The sequence below is a fragment of the Paraburkholderia sediminicola genome (assembly GCF_046030555.1).
GTDB classification, from domain to species: Bacteria; Pseudomonadota; Gammaproteobacteria; order Burkholderiales; family Burkholderiaceae; genus Paraburkholderia; species Paraburkholderia sediminicola_E.
Window position 1 is genome coordinate 503,047 of record NZ_JAQQCH010000001.1, and the last position, 17,950, is coordinate 520,996.

Consider the following 17,950-nt stretch of genomic DNA (forward strand, 5'->3'; position numbering starts at 1 on the left):
TCTCATGCAGATGTTGTCTGAATTTTCACCACTGCATAACGGCCAGCCAAGTTGAAACTTGAGTAGAGTCGACGCCGCGCGCCGCGCCATTCAGTGCGCGTTTCGCCGACAATCCGGGCACACAAGCACACCAGCGGCACGCTGGAGTGTGGAGAACCTACAGGCACAAGATGTAATTAGCCGGAATCTCACACCGCGAGGTGGCCAATTACCCTGACGAACCGATTGCGACCTCTGGCATTGCCGACCTCGCGCCGCTCGAGGGATGCGCCGCGCGGTCGGTGGCAACATTAGGGTTGCGGTAGCCGCGCTGTTCGCTAGCGCCCTCTCGTAATTCGCCGGCATCTAGCCGATCAACCGGTGTCGGCAGCATGCCCTTGGGCGAATGAATCGATTCCACCACGGTGCTCGGCGATCCCACCGTGTTGGTCGGGAACACCGCATACCAAGCACTTATTCCGGCGAAAATCAAACCAACAAATCCGATACCAACGCTGGTCATCAGTGCGTACTTCGCCCAATTCAATGACTGTGCGCCGATCGCGACAGAAGCAGCGGCCTGGTCGAGCGATTGCTTTGTCGCAGCGCTGCTCTCCTGGGCTGCCCTTGCCATGTCCAATGTCGTATCGCGAATCATGTCATGGATGGCCGCGATAAGAAGTGCGGAATCATTCGCGCGTTGTTCCAGCCTGTCCAACGCCTGTTCCATGTTTGCAGCGCTTTCTGCCGTGGCCTTGGCTGACTCAGCGGTAGGATTGATGAGAGGCGGAAGACTGCTAATGGCCGGCGGAACGCGCTCCGTGGCGAACGCTGGAAGGGCCTCTTTCAATCGGGCCGCGTGATCGTAGCTTGCCCTCTCAGCTATCGACTTTGGCACCTGCGCCACAGAAGCTGCAAGCTTGGCGATCGAGCTTTCTTTTTGTAGGGTTTCAATGGCTCTCAATGCAGGCGACCTTGCGAGAGCGCCCATACGAAGCTTGTCCGCGAGTCGCGTAGCGTTCGCAATGGAGGCGCGAGCGCCTGTGGAGATGCTAGGCCCAAGAGCGTTGAGGATCTTTCGGTAGGAGGCGCCGACGGCCTCAATCTGCTTCCGAAGCTCTGTTACGACTCGTCCCTTCGGGTCAGGCTCGCCTGCAGCTTCGCCCTCGCTGGTCCACTCTTCGGAGACAAGAAGCTTGCGGGCGAAGTCATCAAGTTCGGCGCCCGTCACGTCGTTTGCGAGCGCGTCGGTAATCGGGATCAATTGCCCGTCATCACCATTCGTTCGACCGATTTGGCAGAGCAGGCAACGCAACTTGGCTTCGTCGTCGGTACCTTCACGCTCAAACTCGATGGCGATCCTCTCCAACGTGTTCGCTAGCATGGGCGTGACATGGACTATGCCGGCGTGACTGGTTACGAAATCGAAAGCAGGATCGGCATCGAGCGCAGCAACAATTTCTTCGCGCGAAAGAGGCTTGTTGGGTTCTTGTTGCCCGCCGGTCGCGTCGCTCATCCGTCGTTCCGCTGAATTTGTAGAAGGACGAATTATACGAGCGAAAGGAGCGCGGGCTGCCAATGGCTATCGCGCCCATGGTGAACATTTATGGGGCGCACTCGTGGCACTTCCACGACTACGAGCGTCCGTCCCATGGTCTTTCACCTTTGCGAACATGAGTCGACGGCCGAAGACCCAAGTTTCGACGTATACGGATGCTCAACGCCCCATAAACTTTCACCTTACAGCGAGACTCGTCGCCCAGAGTTCACGCCCGCGGTCCTCGAATGGATGGCACAAATTGCATCATGCAACGTGAAAGCGTTGTGAGTGCCAGAGGTCCCATAGGCGATCGACAACACCAACTTCGCTGAGACGCTCTGGCGCCCATTGTGCGCTGAGGGTTAGCGCCTGGTGAAGCGACCAGCCCCAACGGGCCTCCGGTTCCGAGCTGACGTCGTACACATCCATGGTCATTATTAGCCGTTGAAAGGTTGCCCACCTGCTGGACAGTGTAGGTCTATACAGGCCCTCAAGCCGGCGCAAAAACACTGCCAGGATGGTCGCAAAGGTCCACCAGTGCCCCTCTCCAGCGACCCACTCGGACTCGGCATGGGCTACCACGTGCGCTAATTCGTGGCTCAATACTTTGTAAAGGCGATTGGATTTCAGAATGCTCTCGCGTACACAAAGGCCACCGTTTGGGGCGCTCGCGTAGACGAGCGGTCGCATACACCATGCCTCGACTGGCAACTCCGGCCGCTCATGCTCCCCGATGACCTGGACAAAGTAGGTCTTGTCCAGCTGCAGCGCAGCGTCCATCTCCGCGAGCAGCGATCTGAGACGGGGCGGGCATTGGGCCTCCCCGTACCCCTCGATTTCAAAGGGCATCGTCTCCCTCGAGCATGTGTGCGACGAAGACCGGCGCGACCGATGCGCCGATCGCCGTTACGGTGGCCAGTCGATAACCGTCGACCAGCGCGCGCAAATGAGGTTGGCGCGGTTGCCATGATGGCTGCAAGTTGTTTGCCAGCGCGTAGAGAATTCGCAAGGCCTGGAGGCGTGCCAATCTCGAGCGCGATGCGTGCTGAAAGCCTGCCACAATCATTTCCAGCCCCGGTTGAATCTGGGAAACCGCCGTGAAGGTCTCTCTGTCTGGCCGGTCATCGACACTGGGATCGATCTCGTGCAGGAGGTCGAGCAGAATGTCGACGTCGATGCAGTAGTCGTTCGTCGTGAGGTTGCTAAAATTCTCTACAGCCATGGTTCACCTCTTCGAAAGGGAAGGTGGGTTGTGGTCAGGCTCGAGCAGGTGTTCCAGCACCTGACCGAGCCGCTCTGATCATCACCGCGTCAACGTCTTTGTTGTTAGTTCCCGTGCGGCCTTTTCCGCGATTAGGATTTTGGCCGTCTCCAACTGGGCCTCCAACTCGGCTGCATAGCTCTGCCATTCGCCTATCGTCGTCCTGAGACGACGCGCTTTGGCACGCCCCGCGGAGTCGCCAGATCTCATTCCATTCCAGTAATCGGCTGATGACATTGAGCCTCCTGATTGTGGGGCTGGTGTTCAATTATTCGGCCACCAGAAGCTGCTGCCAACGCGCTCGCGCTGACCGTCGCGAGCACTACCAGATCTTCCGGTAACAATGCAACACGTCCGACCATCGAGCGAGATTTCGCCACATTTCATGTAACCGGTCGCCCGCTTCAGCCGCTTCCTCAACCGCGGCAACAAGCATCGCCGGCGGAGCCTCATCAAGCAAAACTGCGAAATGCGATTCGAATCCTGACGGAATAATTCCTCCCGTCAGCGCCTGCTTGAGAAGTTCAGGCGTCAATGGCTCACGATGGCTCACGCTGGCCGTAGTGGCGCACCGCTGCAAAGCACTACCGGCCTTACGATAGCTGCAGAGGTTGACCCCCAAAACCCGTAGAATGGCTTGGACTTGGTTCCACCCGATGTCCTCCAGTACACCAGCCTCAAGCCGCTCGACCACAAGCCGTTCGATGCCTGCAAGCTTAGCGAGCTGCGAAGTGGAAAGCTGGAGTTCGGCTCGTCTAGCTGCGATTAGCGGCCCAAGCTCATACAGGTACATAAGGACGACCTTTTTATATCGTGACTCAATTCCTCACGACTGGTAGCGAAGGCGCTCGTAGCACCGCTGGTCGTTGGCATCACGTTGATCCAACGTCCGCGAATGCGGTCGGTTGCAGCAACGGATGCTGCCCGCGCTTGATTAGTTCACGTTGTTGGGCAAGACCAGACATATGTCCGACCGCTCGATAAATACGCTCACATAGCTGGCGCCAGCCTGGCCAGTAGTTCGAGTGATCCCTGAACTGATCAACGTCCCAGATATCTTCCCACCATGGACGCTCTGAGGCATCGCGCAGAATCATCAGCGGATGAGCATTGCCGTTTAACAGCGCTTTGTACCCAGACGGCTCAAGGAGATAGCTCTTGATTACCTTTACGGCGGCTCGGGTTGACGATGGACGACAGTAGTACTTGTAAAGTAATTCAAGCGTTACTGAAAGTGCCGCAAGCGCTCTTTCGCCGCCCGCTCCAATCTCTTCGCTCACGTGAATTGGCGTAGACCAAGTCGTGCAGTGCCAGTCTTCATACTGCTTGACTATCGTCAACTGACCAGCTTCGTTGTTTTGCCGGACTATGTGAAGGAATTGGACCGGCTTGTCGCTTCCGATATCCAACAACCATTGCGTTGCTTCGGCCGGGTCATCTGAAAGTCGGTAGGTGTCCACCGGGAACTTACAGCGGTCCCCATGCTGCAGCCAAGCTGGCACAGCGCCGAGGTAACAAGCCACCGCCTCAAGTTGCCCGAAGGAAGGCTCCGCTTCACCAGTGAACCAATTTTCCACGTGCTCGGCATAGTCTTCGCCGATGGCTTGCGCAATGTGTGAGGGTTTGATCGATCTTCCGTGGTGCGCTTTGTTCACTTGGTCCAATAAGTCGGTCAGCCGTGCGGCGACTTCTGCGCGGCGCGCACTGCGCACGTGTCGCTGCATCAAGGGCTCTACCCACGAGCGCAACGCGAAACGCGCTTCCGCTTCAACGGACCTGTCATGCTGTGCTGCAAGCGTCTCCAAACCGCTCAACACTTCCGGGGGGATGCTCCGCACCGCCATTTTCCCCAACATTTTGCCTCCGATCAATTTGATATCAAATTGAATCCTATGAGGAAATCGATTTCGCGTCAAGTTGATATCATTCTGTTTCAGTCGTTTGTTGGTTGCGGGCATGGGCCCAGACAATTGGCAGATGGCGAAGGCGAGTGCGCATATGAACAGGGCTGATCCGACCGACTGCAGGGTCGCTTTTCACACTGGCAGACGCCACGACGCAAGGCATTGAATGGACAAATGGCGCGTCAGCCCAGCAGCTCTGCTGCCAGTCATATCGCCGCACGGCAGCTTTCGTCTCCGGGGCTGACGGCGGCCGCCGATGCTAGAATTCGCGGAAACCGCCCTGCGCTGAAATGACCGACGCCCTTCATCTATCCCCGCCTGTGCTCGACTGGGCCGCCCACCAAGCGGGCAGCTCCCTACGCGAGCTGGCGGAGCGCGTCTCGACGCGAGCTGCAGCAAACATCGAGCGCGGCGAGCTTACTGCTGCGCAGGCGATGAAGTTCGCGAAGGAAGCCGGCGTCCCGTTTGGATACCTGTTCCTGCCGGAACCACCACCTCAACGTCAGCCGTTACCCATCGCGGACTTTCGGACTCTGCCGGACAAACACCCGCTGAGCAAAGATTTCTACGATGTTTTCGACGACATCGAGTTCAAGCAGGCTTGGTATCGGGAGTATCTTCTGCGCGAGGGCGCGGCCCCACTTCCGTTCGTCGGCCGCTTCGCGGGGCAACGGGTCAAGGCTGGGACGGTTGCGGACGATATTCGCGGTACTTTGAAGCTTGAACTCAACAGTGTTGCGGCCCGCAACGCCGATGATCTCTACTCGTACCTCGTCACTAAAGCAGAAGCCGCCGGGGTTCTCATTTTCAAAAACGGCATCGTAGGAAACAATACTCATCGCCCGCTTTCCGTGTCTGAGTTTCGCGGCTTCGTAATCAACGACGATTTGGCGCCAGTGGTGTTTGTCAACGGGGCAGACGCACCCGCCGCTTGGACGTTTACGCTGGTGCACGAGCTGGCACATGTCTGGCTCGGCGAATCCGGTATCTCTGATAGCGCCCCGGGGAGCCAAAACAAGCACGAGATACTTTGCAACGCGATCGCCGCCGAGGTTCTCGTCCCACAGATCGAATTTGCAAAAGCATGGTCGGCCGTTCAAGGCACGGTACCCGAGAAGATCTCGTTGCTGCGACAGCAGTTCCGAGTAAGCGGCCTAGTGATTGCGCGACGGGCGCTTGACCTGCAGCTTGTGCCACATGATGTCTACGATGCGTTCTACCAAGACGCACGCAGGCGGTCGGCCAGCAAGGGCAAGGAAAGCGGCGGTGATTTCTATTTGACGCTGGCTGTCCGCAACAGCAAGTCGTTTTCGCGCAAGGTTGCAGCGCTGGCGACGTCCGGCGGGATCAGTTTCCGGGAAGCAGGCCAACTGCTCAATACGAATCCAAATAACGTAGCGGTCTTCCATGCCAAGCAACGAGCGCTTTCTGCTTGACTCCGATGTCTTGATCAGCGCGAAGAATCTCCACTACAGCCCCAAGTATTGCGGGGCGTTTTGGGATTGGATCTTACAGGCGCATCAGGTCGGAAAGGTTCTCAGCATCGATAAGGTGCGGGACGAGCTTCAGGTCGGCAAACAAGAAGATCTGTTGCATGCTTGGTCGCAACGCCCCGAGTTGTCAGATTTTTTCGTGTCAAGCAAGCCGGCGACAGCACAATGGGGAAAATTGGCGGTGTGGGCAACTACTCGTACGCCAACATATCTGCAAGCGGCACAAGACAAGTTCCTAGATGCCAAGTCGGCTGATGCATGGCTGATCGCGTACGCCTCTACGCAGACCGATGTCACAGTGGTCACCAACGAGAAAGCCGAACCTGCCAGCAAGAGATCAATCAAGTTGCCTGATGCGGCTAACGCCTTGGGCGTGAAAACTATGACGCTGTTTGAGCTGCTTCATCTCCACGCGCATGGGACGTTTTCGTTCCAGATGTAGAACGGCCGCCGACAAACGGAATGCGGATTATCGCTGCCAGCGGAGACCTATAGATTTCTCGACACACCCTACGAACCTGACGCAGGTCGGGTCGTCAAGGCCGAACAGCCCTCAGCACAACGCCATCCCATCCGAACAGTACCCGGCGCCCATCCATCCGATATACCGCCGTACAATTCGCGCTGTCGAGTAGTGCGGTCCTTGCCGGAAGTCCGGTATCTTCAAGGTTGATGCCGAAATCATCTTTTAGGCGGGATGCTGTGTCCACAATGCCAACTCTGAAACCCTGATGAGGCCTGCAGCGCTCACCGCTAAACTCGATGCCGGCCGGCGAGATATTCAGCACCTGACCCAGCAGCTTTCTTGCCTCTGGGATTCCGCCTGAGGTATTGCCATAGCCGACAACATCGGTAACCGTCCACTTCCCCTGGAAGTCACTAACAGAGGGCTCTGCCGCTTTTGCACTAATCAGAGACGCGAAAAAACAGAGGGCAACGCTTGCGCAAATCCGATGCAGCATTACTGTCCTCCTTGCCGGAAGGGAGCAGTTTCGCGCTGTCGCCTGTTCAACAGTCCCTGACTGACTCTCGGCGGCCCGACTGGTCGGCCGTTGCGATCACGAGGCGTGATCACGATATTGCGAAGCATGTGCTGCGCGACGGACCGCATGTCGCCATCATTGGCCGGCGTGAGCGCCTGCCGGATATTCTGCGTAGACGAGTTGTAGGCAAAGGAGACTGCAGCGTCGAATTGCGCCTGCGTCAGCTGATGGTCGGTGACGGTTGCCCTGACCACCCGCTCCGCTTCTCTTACGCGAGCCTCAAGGATCGCGTTAGCCTGTTCCGGTAGCACCGTGCGCTGCAATTCTTCCTGCGTGCAGGGGCCGAGGTGCGCCAGCGTGCCGATGCCCCATGTGCAGTTTCCGTTAATGGGAGCATCGTTGTAGTAGTGCATTACGACACCCTCGTTAAAGCGAAGCGCCGCGTATCCCGCTGCGCTCATCCGCATGTTCTCGTTAGCCATAGTGTCCTTCGATGCAGTTTGCTGCCCATCGGCAGCCGGCGTCAAATCGTGCCATAAGGATGAGCCGGTGGACACAGGCACCTATCAGTTTGGATAGGTCGCTAGGTGCGAGGGCGCGTCACTTGTGAAGCATATGTACCTAGGCATGCTTCAGATAGTCAGACGGGCACCCGTCATGGCGCCGTCGGCCAAAAAATTCCGTCGCTTGCCTGCAATTCGAGCTCGATCGTCGCCGGCATCCCGGCTCGCGGGTCGGCCGGGGTGAAATTGCAGCCCACTACGTCCCAATCGGCTTCCAGCATTTTCGCCACGTGATTGGAATCGTACATGTCGAGCACGTTTTGATTCCCGCGGAGCGCTGCGACGAACACATTGGCGGGTAATGAAATTTTCATGCGGCGGGAGCCTGGAGAAAATGAGAGATTTCCGGGGAGTTGGCTGTCAAAGCGACCAGTCTCCCATGGGGCCAGCTGGGGACCGTACGCCCATCGATTGAAATCTAGGCGCTGCAAAAGACTCGTTTGTGTGCTCGTGAGAGGGCGTTTGGCCTGTGGGTTGCGGTAGAGCGACGCACGAGCGACATTGCGCGGGCGGTGACCGTAACCCAGCGCCGTTTCAATGCTTACGATTATTGCAGCAGATAGGGAATGATTTCGTGCAAAGGCTTCGCGCACTGCGTCCTCTACGGTCGGCAACCATGGGCCTCCGCTTCGCACCGCTGGGCTCTGGTCGCTTCCGATGCATACAACTCTTGTCTCATCCAACTTGTGCTGCGCTGCCTTGTCCTCGAGACGGCGAAAGATGGCATGTTGCTTGAAGTGTGACGCCGCCTCCTGAAGCAGGCCGCCGCCTCCTGTGAAAGGACCTTTCCGTTCGGGGTCGTAGTCAATTGTGACTGTGTAGGTACCGAGGGTGACAGCGTGATATTGGTCTGGCGCACTCGCGATCGAGGCGAAGAAAGCCTGAATTTCGGGATCTCGAAAAAACCGCTTGCGGTCGTCCAACTGAGGCACAGTTCGAATGGGCCCTGCAGCATTCGAGCTATCACCGGTGAATTGATAGCGGAGCTTGAACGCCTTGATCGACCGGTGTTCAGCCATCTCGTACACCCATTCGATGAGAGCATCGGAGCGGCGCTCTTCGCGCCAAAAGCGAGGGTACAGATACGCAGCCTCAATCCAAAGTGTCTCACCGCCTTCAGCTACAAGTTCTATATCGGGGCTCGCCCCTTCAAGAGGTTCGTACTTGACGCGACCTATTTGACCAGCGGCTTCCAGCACAAGCAGTTCCCACACAGCTGCAGCGCGGCTTTGTGCATGCCGCAGATTGCCTCGAACTCCCTCCAATCTTGTTCCGGCTAGCTTCTCGCATTCGGCTAGCAGGACCGCAGCTTGTTTTTCATACAACATCGGTGGTTTTCCAGTTGCAGGCGTCGACGAATGTGATCGGGGATGCTTGGTCGCGGGACGCAGTAGCGCGCCGCGATCTGACGGATCTTAGACCGAGAGCGCCAAGCATTGCACAATGCTCGTGCGAATTGCAACGCGGTTACCCGATGTCGGCGTGATCGTTTCGAACTTGTGCGAGCAGCCGCATTTGGGTGGTGTAGCACGTCAGCGCGCGGCGGCGTCTCTTTGACTTACCCATATTTCTCAACCGTGGCGTGATCAAGTTCGCATTGCAGTGCTATCCGAAGAATTGATGATGCGCGCCACTGTCAAAACATCGCATCGACGTGCTTGAAGATTAGTCCTTTGAGCCAGTGCCGATTGTCAAATTGATCGATGATCGCGATATCGACCTTGAACCGTTTGTTCGGCTCTCGGTGTTTTGGTAAGAAGTGGAAGCTGACGCGCACCCGTGTCATTTCATTAGGCGGTATCGGATAGTTGCCGGAATACTGCGAGCGTAGATCCTTCACCGTGGTATCGCCACGTTCTGTGCGACTTAGGACGCCCCACCGCCTATAGCGAATCAACGCGCCCGCCAGCCGCACGTTGTCGGTCCACACGTTGGTTGTGTTGAAGTCTCCGACGATTTGTAACATCGGCTTGTCGCCCATTTTCCCCATCGACCACCACAACGCATTGATGCGCGGTTGCTGGATCGCGACGATCGTCTTTGTAGGCAGCCCCGCCGCGTGATCGTTGCCGGCGAGACGCGCGCGACACCAGGCGAGCGCGTGTGTGACCTTGGAAATGATCTTTCCGAGGTTCGCCAGCACGCCCATCACAGAGGTAATGCCAGCGATGCCCGCAGTAATAGTCGCCCATGTTGGAATCTGCATGATCGATCTTTAAGTTTGCTGGTCGCTACCGGGCAGCGTGCTGCCGGCCTCTCAGCAGTCGGTCGTCGAAGGCCCACAGCAGAAGACGGGCCACGTTCAGCATGTCATCGAGCGTGGGGCGGTGGGTACCCTCAAGTGTGAGCCCAGCGGGTTCGCAGGCCTTCGCCATGCCGACTTTTTTGCCCACTCGCTGGGCTTTGGCAAACAATCGCTTTGCATCTTGGTACGCCAGTGCGATCGGCTCTCAACCGCGCGCGGTTTTCGGTCGCTGACGGCCCACCATCTTACGGCGTGAGGATCAGCATGGGGCGGGCCAGCCGCCTGTCGTAGCTGACCTCGACGCGCGAGAGAGGCTCAGCCGTCTGCCACCCGGGCAAGCCTGCGGCGTGGACGTTCAGCCTCACATGATGTGCGTCGCAGTGCTCAACCCGCCCTTCTGTCTGCTCCCGCGCGCCTGGGGCCGGCCGATCATCTTGCAAGCGCCGACCACGACTTTCGAGGGTGATCGGCAGTCCGCGCATGCGTAAAATGGCGCGAGCCTTGTCGTTGCGGCTGGCGATCAACTCGTCGAGCTGATCGGGTGACGCATTTACCGACTCGGAGCCTCTCCGAACAAACGCCGGACCGGTGAAGTGGGGCCGCTGGTCACTTTCGGCGACCTCCACGGCGACGACTGCGCTATCTTCCGCGTTGAGAACACGAGCCGTATAGCGGATCGGGGGGTAGCAGGTTTCGGCGGCCTCGCGTACGCGCCGCTGCGCAGCGTCAGAATTCGCCACGCCGATGACAGCCCCCGTCCTGTCGTGGATGCCAATAAAGAGGATACCGGTTTGATCGGGCGCCAACGTGTTCGCAAAAGCGCACAACGTCTTTCGTAGTTGTTCCTGGTTGACGCCGTCAGGTTTGCGTTCGACGAAGTTGTCCTCGGCATCGCGCAGGCGGGCTAGCAATTCCTCGTCTGTCATGGACGCTGCTCCCTTGTATTCGGCCGGGATTGGGCACACAGAGTCATCACCCGCGGATAAAACCCACCCAGTCGTAGGCGTTTCAGACCAGAAGCGGCCGTTCACGAACACGCTTGCAATGCGGCGTCGTGCCAGAAGTGGTTTTTTCGCCCCACGTCAGCTTATAGGTAAATTTCTCAGATCAAGCTCCAGCGCCGAGAGAAGATTCACCTGCACAAGGACAAAACGAGAAGGATCAAGCAATTCCGGCGCCTTCAAACCTGAATATCGCTCGAAGGTGGTGCCGATATTCTTCCGTTTCTTCCTCACCTTTCCGGCGTCTCCGTGGTCAACGTCATGCTGGAGGTCCGTACGAAGAGTGTTGACGTCCACAAACGAAGTTGGTAGTTCACTAAGGCGCTGTCCAATGCTTTCTTTGAAAAGGAAGTATAGGTTGCCGACAAAGTTAGAGTAGTCATTGAAATCTTTTACTGGCTTTTCGATGGAGCGGAGTGCTTTGGTGGTTTTATTCGTCGCCTTAAACATATCCTCGCCATGGACCGCAGCGTACGATGTATTTAGTCGGTTGATATGTGTCGCAATACTATCGGCAAGTTCTTTGACGCGCGGATGGATACCGTTTACAAGTAATGTGGAGGCCTCGAAGGCATCGGCAAATGCACTACTTTTCAAGAAAGCTTTTCGCAGCAAAATCTCTTGCCGAATCCTAGCACCTGCCTTTACGTTGGCATTAATAGATTTTTGAAACCGAATAAAATCGTAATCCGTGGCAGCTTGCCCGAGCTCAACTTGACGGGCCAACTCGTTAAGAAACCACTCGATAAAGGTACCGAAGTGACTTTCTAAGCCGCCTGCCTTGCCAGTTTCTACGCAGCGGCACGCTAGTGACATTACCGACTGTACGATTGTCCGGTTCTTGAGTTTCTGCTCTTTCTTCGGAAAAGCAGCGTGCAGAAAATCAAGCGCACCTTTAATACGTTTTGCCACTGCAGAAGTGGTGGAAAAATTTTTCTGAGATTCGAAAACTGCTTTGACGTCTTCAAATCGTAACGATGCCTCGATGCCCTCGACCTCAATCGTAGCAACCTTGGTAGCTATATCGAAGTGAGCGAGACGTGTATCACCCAGCGCCACGGATTCCACGAAAAAGCCATGCTTCGTAAGGGATCGACAAAAGTCCCGCAGCTTACTGTGCACCGAATTGAGCTTTTCACTGCTGCTCAATGGAAGTCCTTGTTGGAGCCGCTGGAAAAACTGCTTTAGTTCTTCCTCGGAAGCATCTTCTATTTCATCGAATTCAATTTCAAAATCATCAAAAGCATCAGAGAATTTTGGCTTAAGATCCTTATAAAATGGACCACCAAAAGTACCTGTTGATTCTTCACTCAGATTCAATTCGTTGGCGAAAAATTCATAGACAGCGGCTAAGCGCTGTTGTCCATCAACGACCTCCAGTTCGTCGTCGTCGAGTCTCAGGAAGTAGAATTTAGGAAGCTTCCAGCCGCGGAGAATACTGTCGATCAACTGCTGCTTTCGCTCGGTGTTCCACACTTCGCCGCGCTGCCACTCAGGAATTTCATATCGGTCTCTACGCTTGTAGATCTTGTCCAACGCCCGCTGACCAGGTTTCATCTTCATTTTTTCTAACCTTAAATTGTCGGCCTGAACGCACTCGCGCATTCGTCTATAAATGAGTAGCAGTCGGATCTTGCGCCTCAACAGGCTCGCTGCTGCAGATGTGGCGCCGCTGATTATATCGCTGGCATACATCGAAGGGTCGGAGACCTCCGTTACTATCTTCACACCCCGAAGCGCGAGGTGTTGATCAACCAAGCCAGACATGATTGCTGCGGCGACACGACAGTGACCCGACATCTGGCCGACAGATCAGGGTGTCGGCCAAGGGCGAACCGTATCATGCATTATCTACCGGGCGGCATCTCATGGGTGCACGCACAAGACTTCAGCGACATAATCGGCAACCGTATTGATCCACGCGGAAGACTCCAAATATGGCAGAAAACGGAAATGAGCTCGCTCCCATCATCCAGCTTGGCCGAGCATTCGCGGGTTGGATCGAAAAGAATCAACCGCTGCTCGCGTCGATCGCGATCGGTGTTCAGGGGCTGGCGAGCGAATTCGTCGGGTTTGCGAACCGTTTGCACTCGCACTTTGATGCACGTATGGAGGTGTACCCCGAGCTCGCAAACTGCGCTCTATCGCTCGCGAAGCGGGGATGGTTCATGAGCGGCTACTTCGCCTTGTCAGAGCTTGATCAGCTCGCGCGTCAAGCGGCGAGCGGTACAAGCCTAGAAGATCTCGAAACCCTGCTTGCAAAGCTCTACACCGAAGACCTGACCCATCATCTCGAGAGCATTATCGCCGAACACCCGGCGCGGGCTTTCGCCATCCGTCCTGCTGTCGATGCCCATTTGCGAAGTGAGTACGCCCTCTCAGTACCGCTGTTTTTCGCTCAAGCCGAGGGCGTCTGCTTTGAGAATGCCAAGAAGTATCTTTTCCAGGGCCAGTCTGAAGAGCGGGTGGCGCATGTCGCGCAGCTCGAACTGGCCGCACTTGCGGCGGCACCGAGCGACAACCCCGTAATGGGTTTCTACTCACTCCTCTACGAAATGATGTGGACATCCGTCAGCGAACGGTTGCCGATCGCCTACAACCACAAGGACCGAGAGCGGTTCGACTACAACGGCCTTAACCGCAATACGGTACTCCATGGCATTGCGATGGAGGAATATGCGACGGAGGAAAACAGCCTAAAAGCCTTCTCGCTGCTCAGTTGCATGGCAGCACTGATGTCGAAACAACAGAGAGCCGCTCAGGGTGCATCCGTCCAAGGTGATGACGCGTCGTCCTCGTCGGCTGTTTAGGTAAGCGTTATGCCATGCGATCAACTTCGATCTGCCGCTGCCGGCGGCCGTAAGAACGAATTTGCATCTTCGACCCGAAGGACATACATCAGCTCGCGTTGCCCGCCTCCGGCGGTAACTTCGCCTTGTTTAGTTTTCGCGCCAGCCCGTCGGCACGTAGATGGGTGTAATCCTTCAACATCTGTAGCGTCTTGTGGCCGGTAATCGACGCTGCCTCAATTCGATCCAACCCCAATTCGAACAACCGACTTGTAGCCTCGTGCCTCAGATCGTGAAATCGAAGCCCTTCGATATCAGCGCGTTCACACGCTTTCTCCCAAGCCGAACGCAACTCCGACGTCTTTATCGGGAAAACCGGGCCGCCCTTCAGCGGTCGTGGCATGTCGCCGAGGATCTCGCAGGCGGTAGCCGTCAAAGGAACTATCCGCGCTTCACCGTTTTTTGTATCGTGAAGCATAGCCGTCCCATGGTCACCCATTATCCGCAAGTCTGACCAAGTCAGCCCGAGAAGTTCACCCTGCCGCATGGCCGTCTCGATCGCCAGCTTAACCATCGGTAGCACCACGGCAGCTTTACGAGCCTTCGTGAGCTCGGCGAACAAGCGCAGTTCCTCCCCTTCTTCCAGTCGGCGGTTTCGGGATCGCCCGGAACGCGGCAGCTCGATCTCCCTTACAGGATTCTTGACGTCCATCCGCCAGCGCTTCCGCGCGATCATAAAGACGTGCGACAGAAGCGCAGCGAGCTTACGTTTGGTGGAATCGGATAGCGCCGCTCCGTTCATCGGCCCCCGCTGCTCCCGGTGCAGGCCATTGAGGAAGGCAACAACGTCCTCCGGAGTGATGCGGTAAAGGCTCTTTTTCGCAAGTGTGCTGCGTTGAATCCGGGCGATCTTATGCGCCTCGGATTCCGACGACTTCTTTTTCGCCGAGATCTCTTTCTTGTATCGGTCGAGGATCGTAGACAGCGTCGCTGCTTTCACATCGTTGCGCTTCGCACGTGTTTCGAGCAAACGCTTCGCGTCCGGATCCAGTGTCAACGCAGCGCGCTTCGAGTCCCGAAACGCCCTCGCCTCGTCGAGCGAGTCGAACGTCCCGACAATCCGGTGTCCGTCAACCATCAGCTTGACTTGGAATGAGAACGGGCCGCGCTGGTAGATCCCCCGTTCGATTGTCTTGTTTTTTCTCAATTTGTCCCAGTAATTCTGCCGGAATATTGGGAATAGATTGTACAGCGGGCTTCTTAGCCATCAAAGTCAGGGGACTCAAAATCCCCCGCCGCAAGGCGTGCCGGTTCGATTCCGGCCCTGGGCACCAAAAAAGATTCAGGCCGTACCGTATAAAATCAAAAAGCCCCGCCCAGCCAAGCTGCGCGGGGCTTTTTGTTGCCCTTTGCGAATCATTGTCAGCAATAACTGCCTGGTAAATAAGTGACGTTCCGCCGCAGACTGAAGCTTTGCTCGAAATTGGGCGATCCGACGCCCATGGCGCCGGCGCCCAATATTTGCCTTACTGCCCTGCCACCCGCGCGCCGCCATGCAGCGCAGCACGCCGGCGCTTGAACACATAGCCGCCCCACATCACAACAAGCCAGGCCGGCACGAGCCATACCGAGACCGACAGGCCCGGCGTCATCGCCAGGATCACGAGGATCAACGCCATGAAGGCGAGGCAGATCCAGTTGCTGACCGGGAACCAGAACGACTTGAACACGAGCGTCTCGCCTGCCGCCACCATAGCCTTGCGCGACTTCAGATGCGTCAGGCTGATCAGTGCCCAGTTCAACACCAACGCGGCCACTACCAGCGCCATCAGCAAACCAAGCGCTTCGGCCGGGATCAGATAGTTGATGATCACGCAGGTGAACGTGGCGAGCGCCGACAAACCAATCGCCATATACGGCACGCCGCGCCGGTCGACCTTCATCAGCGCGCGCGGTGCGTTGCCCTGTTCCGCGAGACCGTAGAGCATACGGCTATTCGCATACACGCCGCTGTTGTATACCGACAGCGCCGCGGTCAGCACCACCACGTTGAGGATGTTCGCGGTCAGCGTCGAGCCGATCTGCGAGAAGATCATCACGAACGGGCTGCCGCCAGCCGCCACCTGATTCCACGGATACAACGAAAGCAGCACCGCCAGCGAGCAGATGTAGAAAATCAGGATCCGGTAGATCACCTGATTCACGGCCTTCGGAATGCTCTTTTGCGGGTCGGCCGCTTCAGCGGCCGTAATACCGATCAACTCGAGGCCGCCGAACGAAAACATGATGACCGCGAGCATCATGAATAGACCATGGAAACCGTGCGGGAAAAAACCGCCTTCGGCCCAGAGATTGGTGATCGAGGCTTGTGGGCCGCCGTGGCCGCTGATCAGCAGATAACCACCGAACAGGATCATGCCGATCACCGCTACCACTTTGATGATCGCAAACCAGAATTCGGTTTCGCCGTACGCCTTGACGTTGGCGAGATTGATTGCATTGATGACGGCGAAGCACACCAGCGCCGATACCCACGTAGGCACGCCCGGCCACCAGTAATGCACGTAAGTGCCGACCGCGGTCAACTCGGCCATACTCACGAGCACGTAGAGTACCCAGTAATTCCAGCCGGACAGAAAGCCGGGAAAGTCGCCCCAATATTTGTACGCGAAGTGGCTGAACGAACCAGCGACCGGTTCCTGCGCGACCATTTCGCCAAGCTGCCGCATGATCATGAAGGCGATGATGCCGCCGATCGCGTAGCCGAGAATCATCGACGGGCCGGCCGCCTTCAACACGCTGGCGGAGCCGAGAAACAAGCCGGTGCCGATCGCCCCACCCAGCGCGATCAGCTGGATGTGGCGATTCTTAAGCCCGCGCTTCAGGCCGTCTTGCTGCTGTGCACTATTCAAATTGCGCCCCAGTGTATGGATATCGATCACCTCATCAGACTTATGGTCCGCCCCGGCAGAACCTGAAATTTTACCGCGGCCGATATTACCTAAATACTGGGAGCAACCCGAGCTTGGTTCTGCGCCGCACTTAACGGCGAGGATAGTGATTGTCACTGGCGTGGGGCTTCTGTATGTTGCCCTATCGAGGTTTCAGCCTTCGGAGATTCAACATGTCGCCCAAACGTCTGCTTTGCGCCGCTGCTTTGTGTCTCTGCTTCGCTGGCGCGGGCGCCCTCGCGCAAACCGCGGCGCCCACGGCAGAACCCGCCGCCGAACCCCCCGATATGCTTGGCATGGAGTCGAGCGCGCCGGAAGCGCCGGCCCCGCCGCCCGCAGCACCTGCGACGCCGGCCGCAACGGCGCCCACGCCCACCGCCCCCGCCACGCGAGGGGCGAGCAGCCCCCCACCGCCCGCAGCGCCGATGACCGGCCCCGTACGCAACGTCGTGCTGGTTCACGGTGCGTTCGTCGACGGGTCGAGCTGGAACGGTGTCGTCGCGAAGTTGCAGCAGAAGGGGTATCACGTGAGTTCGGTGCAGAACCCGCTCACGTCGCTTGCCGACGATGTCGCCGCCACCCGTCGCGTCCTCGCGCGCCAGGATGGCCCGACCATTCTGGTGGGGCATTCATGGGGCGGTGTGGTGATCACCGAAGCCGGCGCGAACGCGCCGAACGTCGCAGGTCTCGTCTACGTGGCGGCGATCGCGCCGGACCTGCATGAGTCGACGATGGACCTGATGAAACGCGCGGCGCCGATGCCCGCAGGTCAAGGCATCACCGCGGACTCGACAGGCTTCCTGTGGCTCGACCGCAGCAAGTATCACGCCGATTTCGCCGCCGACGTGCCCGAGAATCTGACACGCGTGCTCTCCGCCGCGCAGCAACCGATCGCCGCGCGGGCGTTCAGCGAAACGGTCAGTCAGGTGGCGTGGAAAGAGAAGCCGTCATGGTACGTGCTGACCACCAGAGACCGCGCCGTGTCGCCCGCTGTCGAAAAATTTATGGCCGACCGGATGGGGGCGAAGATCGTGCCGATCGCATCGAGCCATCTGGTGCCGGTATCACACGCGGGTGCTGTTGCGGATGTAATCGATCGCGCGGCGCGGGAGTTGAGCCGGCAACAGTAAGCCGTAGCCGGCTTGATGCGTATGCGCGAGATCAGTCGCGCATGCGCTGCTGCAAGCAAACGCATTGGCGCTTGAGCGCAATCGGGCTCACCCAAACCCTCAAGCCCTCAA

16 protein-coding genes and 1 tRNA gene are annotated in these 17,950 nt (G+C 57.5%); 5 read left to right on the forward strand and 12 right to left on the reverse strand.

The genetic code is table 11. From position 1 onward, the window contains the following. Nucleotides 1–208 precede the first annotated feature (208 nt). From PQQ52_RS02370 to PQQ52_RS02385, 4 genes are all read right to left on the reverse strand, one after another. Nucleotides 209–1,495 (reverse strand): hypothetical protein, encoded by a 1,287-nt coding sequence (locus tag PQQ52_RS02370; protein ID WP_408206466.1) that lies wholly within the window; start codon nucleotides 1,493–1,495, stop codon nucleotides 209–211. A gap of 862 nt (nucleotides 1,496–2,357) precedes the next feature. Next, nucleotides 2,358–2,741 (reverse strand): hypothetical protein, encoded by a 384-nt coding sequence (locus tag PQQ52_RS02375; protein WP_408206468.1) that lies wholly within the window; start codon nucleotides 2,739–2,741, stop codon nucleotides 2,358–2,360. A 361-nt stretch (nucleotides 2,742–3,102) separates the two neighbouring features. Continuing rightward, nucleotides 3,103–3,573 carry a helix-turn-helix domain-containing protein gene (locus tag PQQ52_RS02380; protein ID WP_408206469.1) on the reverse strand — a complete coding sequence of 157 codons (471 nt, stop codon included), beginning with the start codon at nucleotides 3,571–3,573 and terminating at the stop codon, nucleotides 3,103–3,105. Nucleotides 3,574–3,652: 79 nt separating this feature from the next. Continuing rightward, nucleotides 3,653–4,738, reverse strand: coding sequence for a FitA-like ribbon-helix-helix domain-containing protein (locus PQQ52_RS02385; protein WP_408206471.1), 1,086 nt, complete (start codon nucleotides 4,736–4,738; stop codon nucleotides 3,653–3,655). Between the two features lie 236 nt (nucleotides 4,739–4,974). Between PQQ52_RS02385 and PQQ52_RS02390 the strand changes: the two genes are divergently transcribed. After that, the gene (locus PQQ52_RS02390; protein WP_408206473.1) at nucleotides 4,975–6,120 is read left to right on the forward strand and encodes an ImmA/IrrE family metallo-endopeptidase; all 1,146 of its coding nucleotides are present in this window, start codon (nucleotides 4,975–4,977) and stop codon (nucleotides 6,118–6,120) included. Further along, on the forward strand, nucleotides 6,092–6,619 hold the full coding sequence (locus tag PQQ52_RS02395; RefSeq protein WP_408206475.1) for a DUF4411 family protein: 528 nt from the start codon (nucleotides 6,092–6,094) through the stop codon (nucleotides 6,617–6,619). The genes PQQ52_RS02390 and PQQ52_RS02395 overlap by 29 nt, the downstream gene beginning before the upstream one ends. 94 nt (nucleotides 6,620–6,713) lie before the next feature. Here the strand turns inward: PQQ52_RS02395 and PQQ52_RS02400 are convergent, their stop codons facing one another. The 6 genes from PQQ52_RS02400 to PQQ52_RS02425 form a co-directional block, all read right to left on the reverse strand. After that, nucleotides 6,714–7,139 (reverse strand): hypothetical protein, encoded by a 426-nt coding sequence (locus PQQ52_RS02400; RefSeq protein WP_408206477.1) that lies wholly within the window; start codon nucleotides 7,137–7,139, stop codon nucleotides 6,714–6,716. Then, nucleotides 7,139–7,642, reverse strand: a complete 504-nt coding sequence (locus PQQ52_RS02405; RefSeq protein ID WP_408206788.1) for a lysozyme — start codon at nucleotides 7,640–7,642, stop codon at nucleotides 7,139–7,141. The genes PQQ52_RS02400 and PQQ52_RS02405 overlap by 1 nt, the downstream gene beginning before the upstream one ends. A 173-nt stretch (nucleotides 7,643–7,815) precedes the next feature. Further along, complete coding sequence (locus PQQ52_RS02410) at nucleotides 7,816–9,051, reverse strand: hypothetical protein (RefSeq protein ID WP_408206479.1); 1,236 nt, start codon at nucleotides 9,049–9,051, stop codon at nucleotides 7,816–7,818. A 308-nt stretch (nucleotides 9,052–9,359) separates the two neighbouring features. Then, nucleotides 9,360–9,929, reverse strand: coding sequence for a hypothetical protein (locus PQQ52_RS02415; RefSeq protein ID WP_408206481.1), 570 nt, complete (start codon nucleotides 9,927–9,929; stop codon nucleotides 9,360–9,362). A 284-nt stretch (nucleotides 9,930–10,213) separates the two neighbouring features. Beyond that, nucleotides 10,214–10,894 carry an AlbA family DNA-binding domain-containing protein gene (locus PQQ52_RS02420; protein WP_408206483.1) on the reverse strand — a complete coding sequence of 227 codons (681 nt, stop codon included), beginning with the start codon at nucleotides 10,892–10,894 and terminating at the stop codon, nucleotides 10,214–10,216. Nucleotides 10,895–11,050: 156 nt separating this feature from the next. Further along, on the reverse strand, nucleotides 11,051–12,736 hold the full coding sequence (locus PQQ52_RS02425; protein WP_408206485.1) for a GmrSD restriction endonuclease domain-containing protein: 1,686 nt from the start codon (nucleotides 12,734–12,736) through the stop codon (nucleotides 11,051–11,053). A 170-nt stretch (nucleotides 12,737–12,906) separates the two neighbouring features. On the opposite strand from PQQ52_RS02425, the gene PQQ52_RS02430 reads away from it, so the two are divergent. Continuing rightward, nucleotides 12,907–13,779, forward strand: coding sequence for a hypothetical protein (locus PQQ52_RS02430; protein WP_408206487.1), 873 nt, complete (start codon nucleotides 12,907–12,909; stop codon nucleotides 13,777–13,779). 88 nt (nucleotides 13,780–13,867) lie between these two features. On the opposite strand, the gene PQQ52_RS02435 is transcribed toward PQQ52_RS02430, so the two are convergent. After that, nucleotides 13,868–14,965, reverse strand: coding sequence for a site-specific integrase (locus PQQ52_RS02435; RefSeq protein ID WP_408206489.1), 1,098 nt, complete (start codon nucleotides 14,963–14,965; stop codon nucleotides 13,868–13,870). A gap of 46 nt (nucleotides 14,966–15,011) precedes the next feature. Here PQQ52_RS02435 and PQQ52_RS02440 point away from each other — a divergent pair. Further along, nucleotides 15,012–15,092, forward strand: a tRNA-Leu gene (locus tag PQQ52_RS02440). Nucleotides 15,093–15,284: 192 nt separating this feature from the next. On the opposite strand, the gene PQQ52_RS02445 is transcribed toward PQQ52_RS02440, so the two are convergent. Further along, on the reverse strand, nucleotides 15,285–16,670 hold the full coding sequence (locus PQQ52_RS02445) for an amino acid permease (protein ID WP_408206491.1): 1,386 nt from the start codon (nucleotides 16,668–16,670) through the stop codon (nucleotides 15,285–15,287). A 212-nt stretch (nucleotides 16,671–16,882) separates the two neighbouring features. Here PQQ52_RS02445 and PQQ52_RS02450 point away from each other — a divergent pair, with 212 nt between their 5' ends. Next, nucleotides 16,883–17,839 (forward strand): alpha/beta fold hydrolase, encoded by a 957-nt coding sequence (locus PQQ52_RS02450; protein ID WP_408206493.1) that lies wholly within the window; start codon nucleotides 16,883–16,885, stop codon nucleotides 17,837–17,839. Nucleotides 17,840–17,950: the final 111 nt, after the last annotated feature.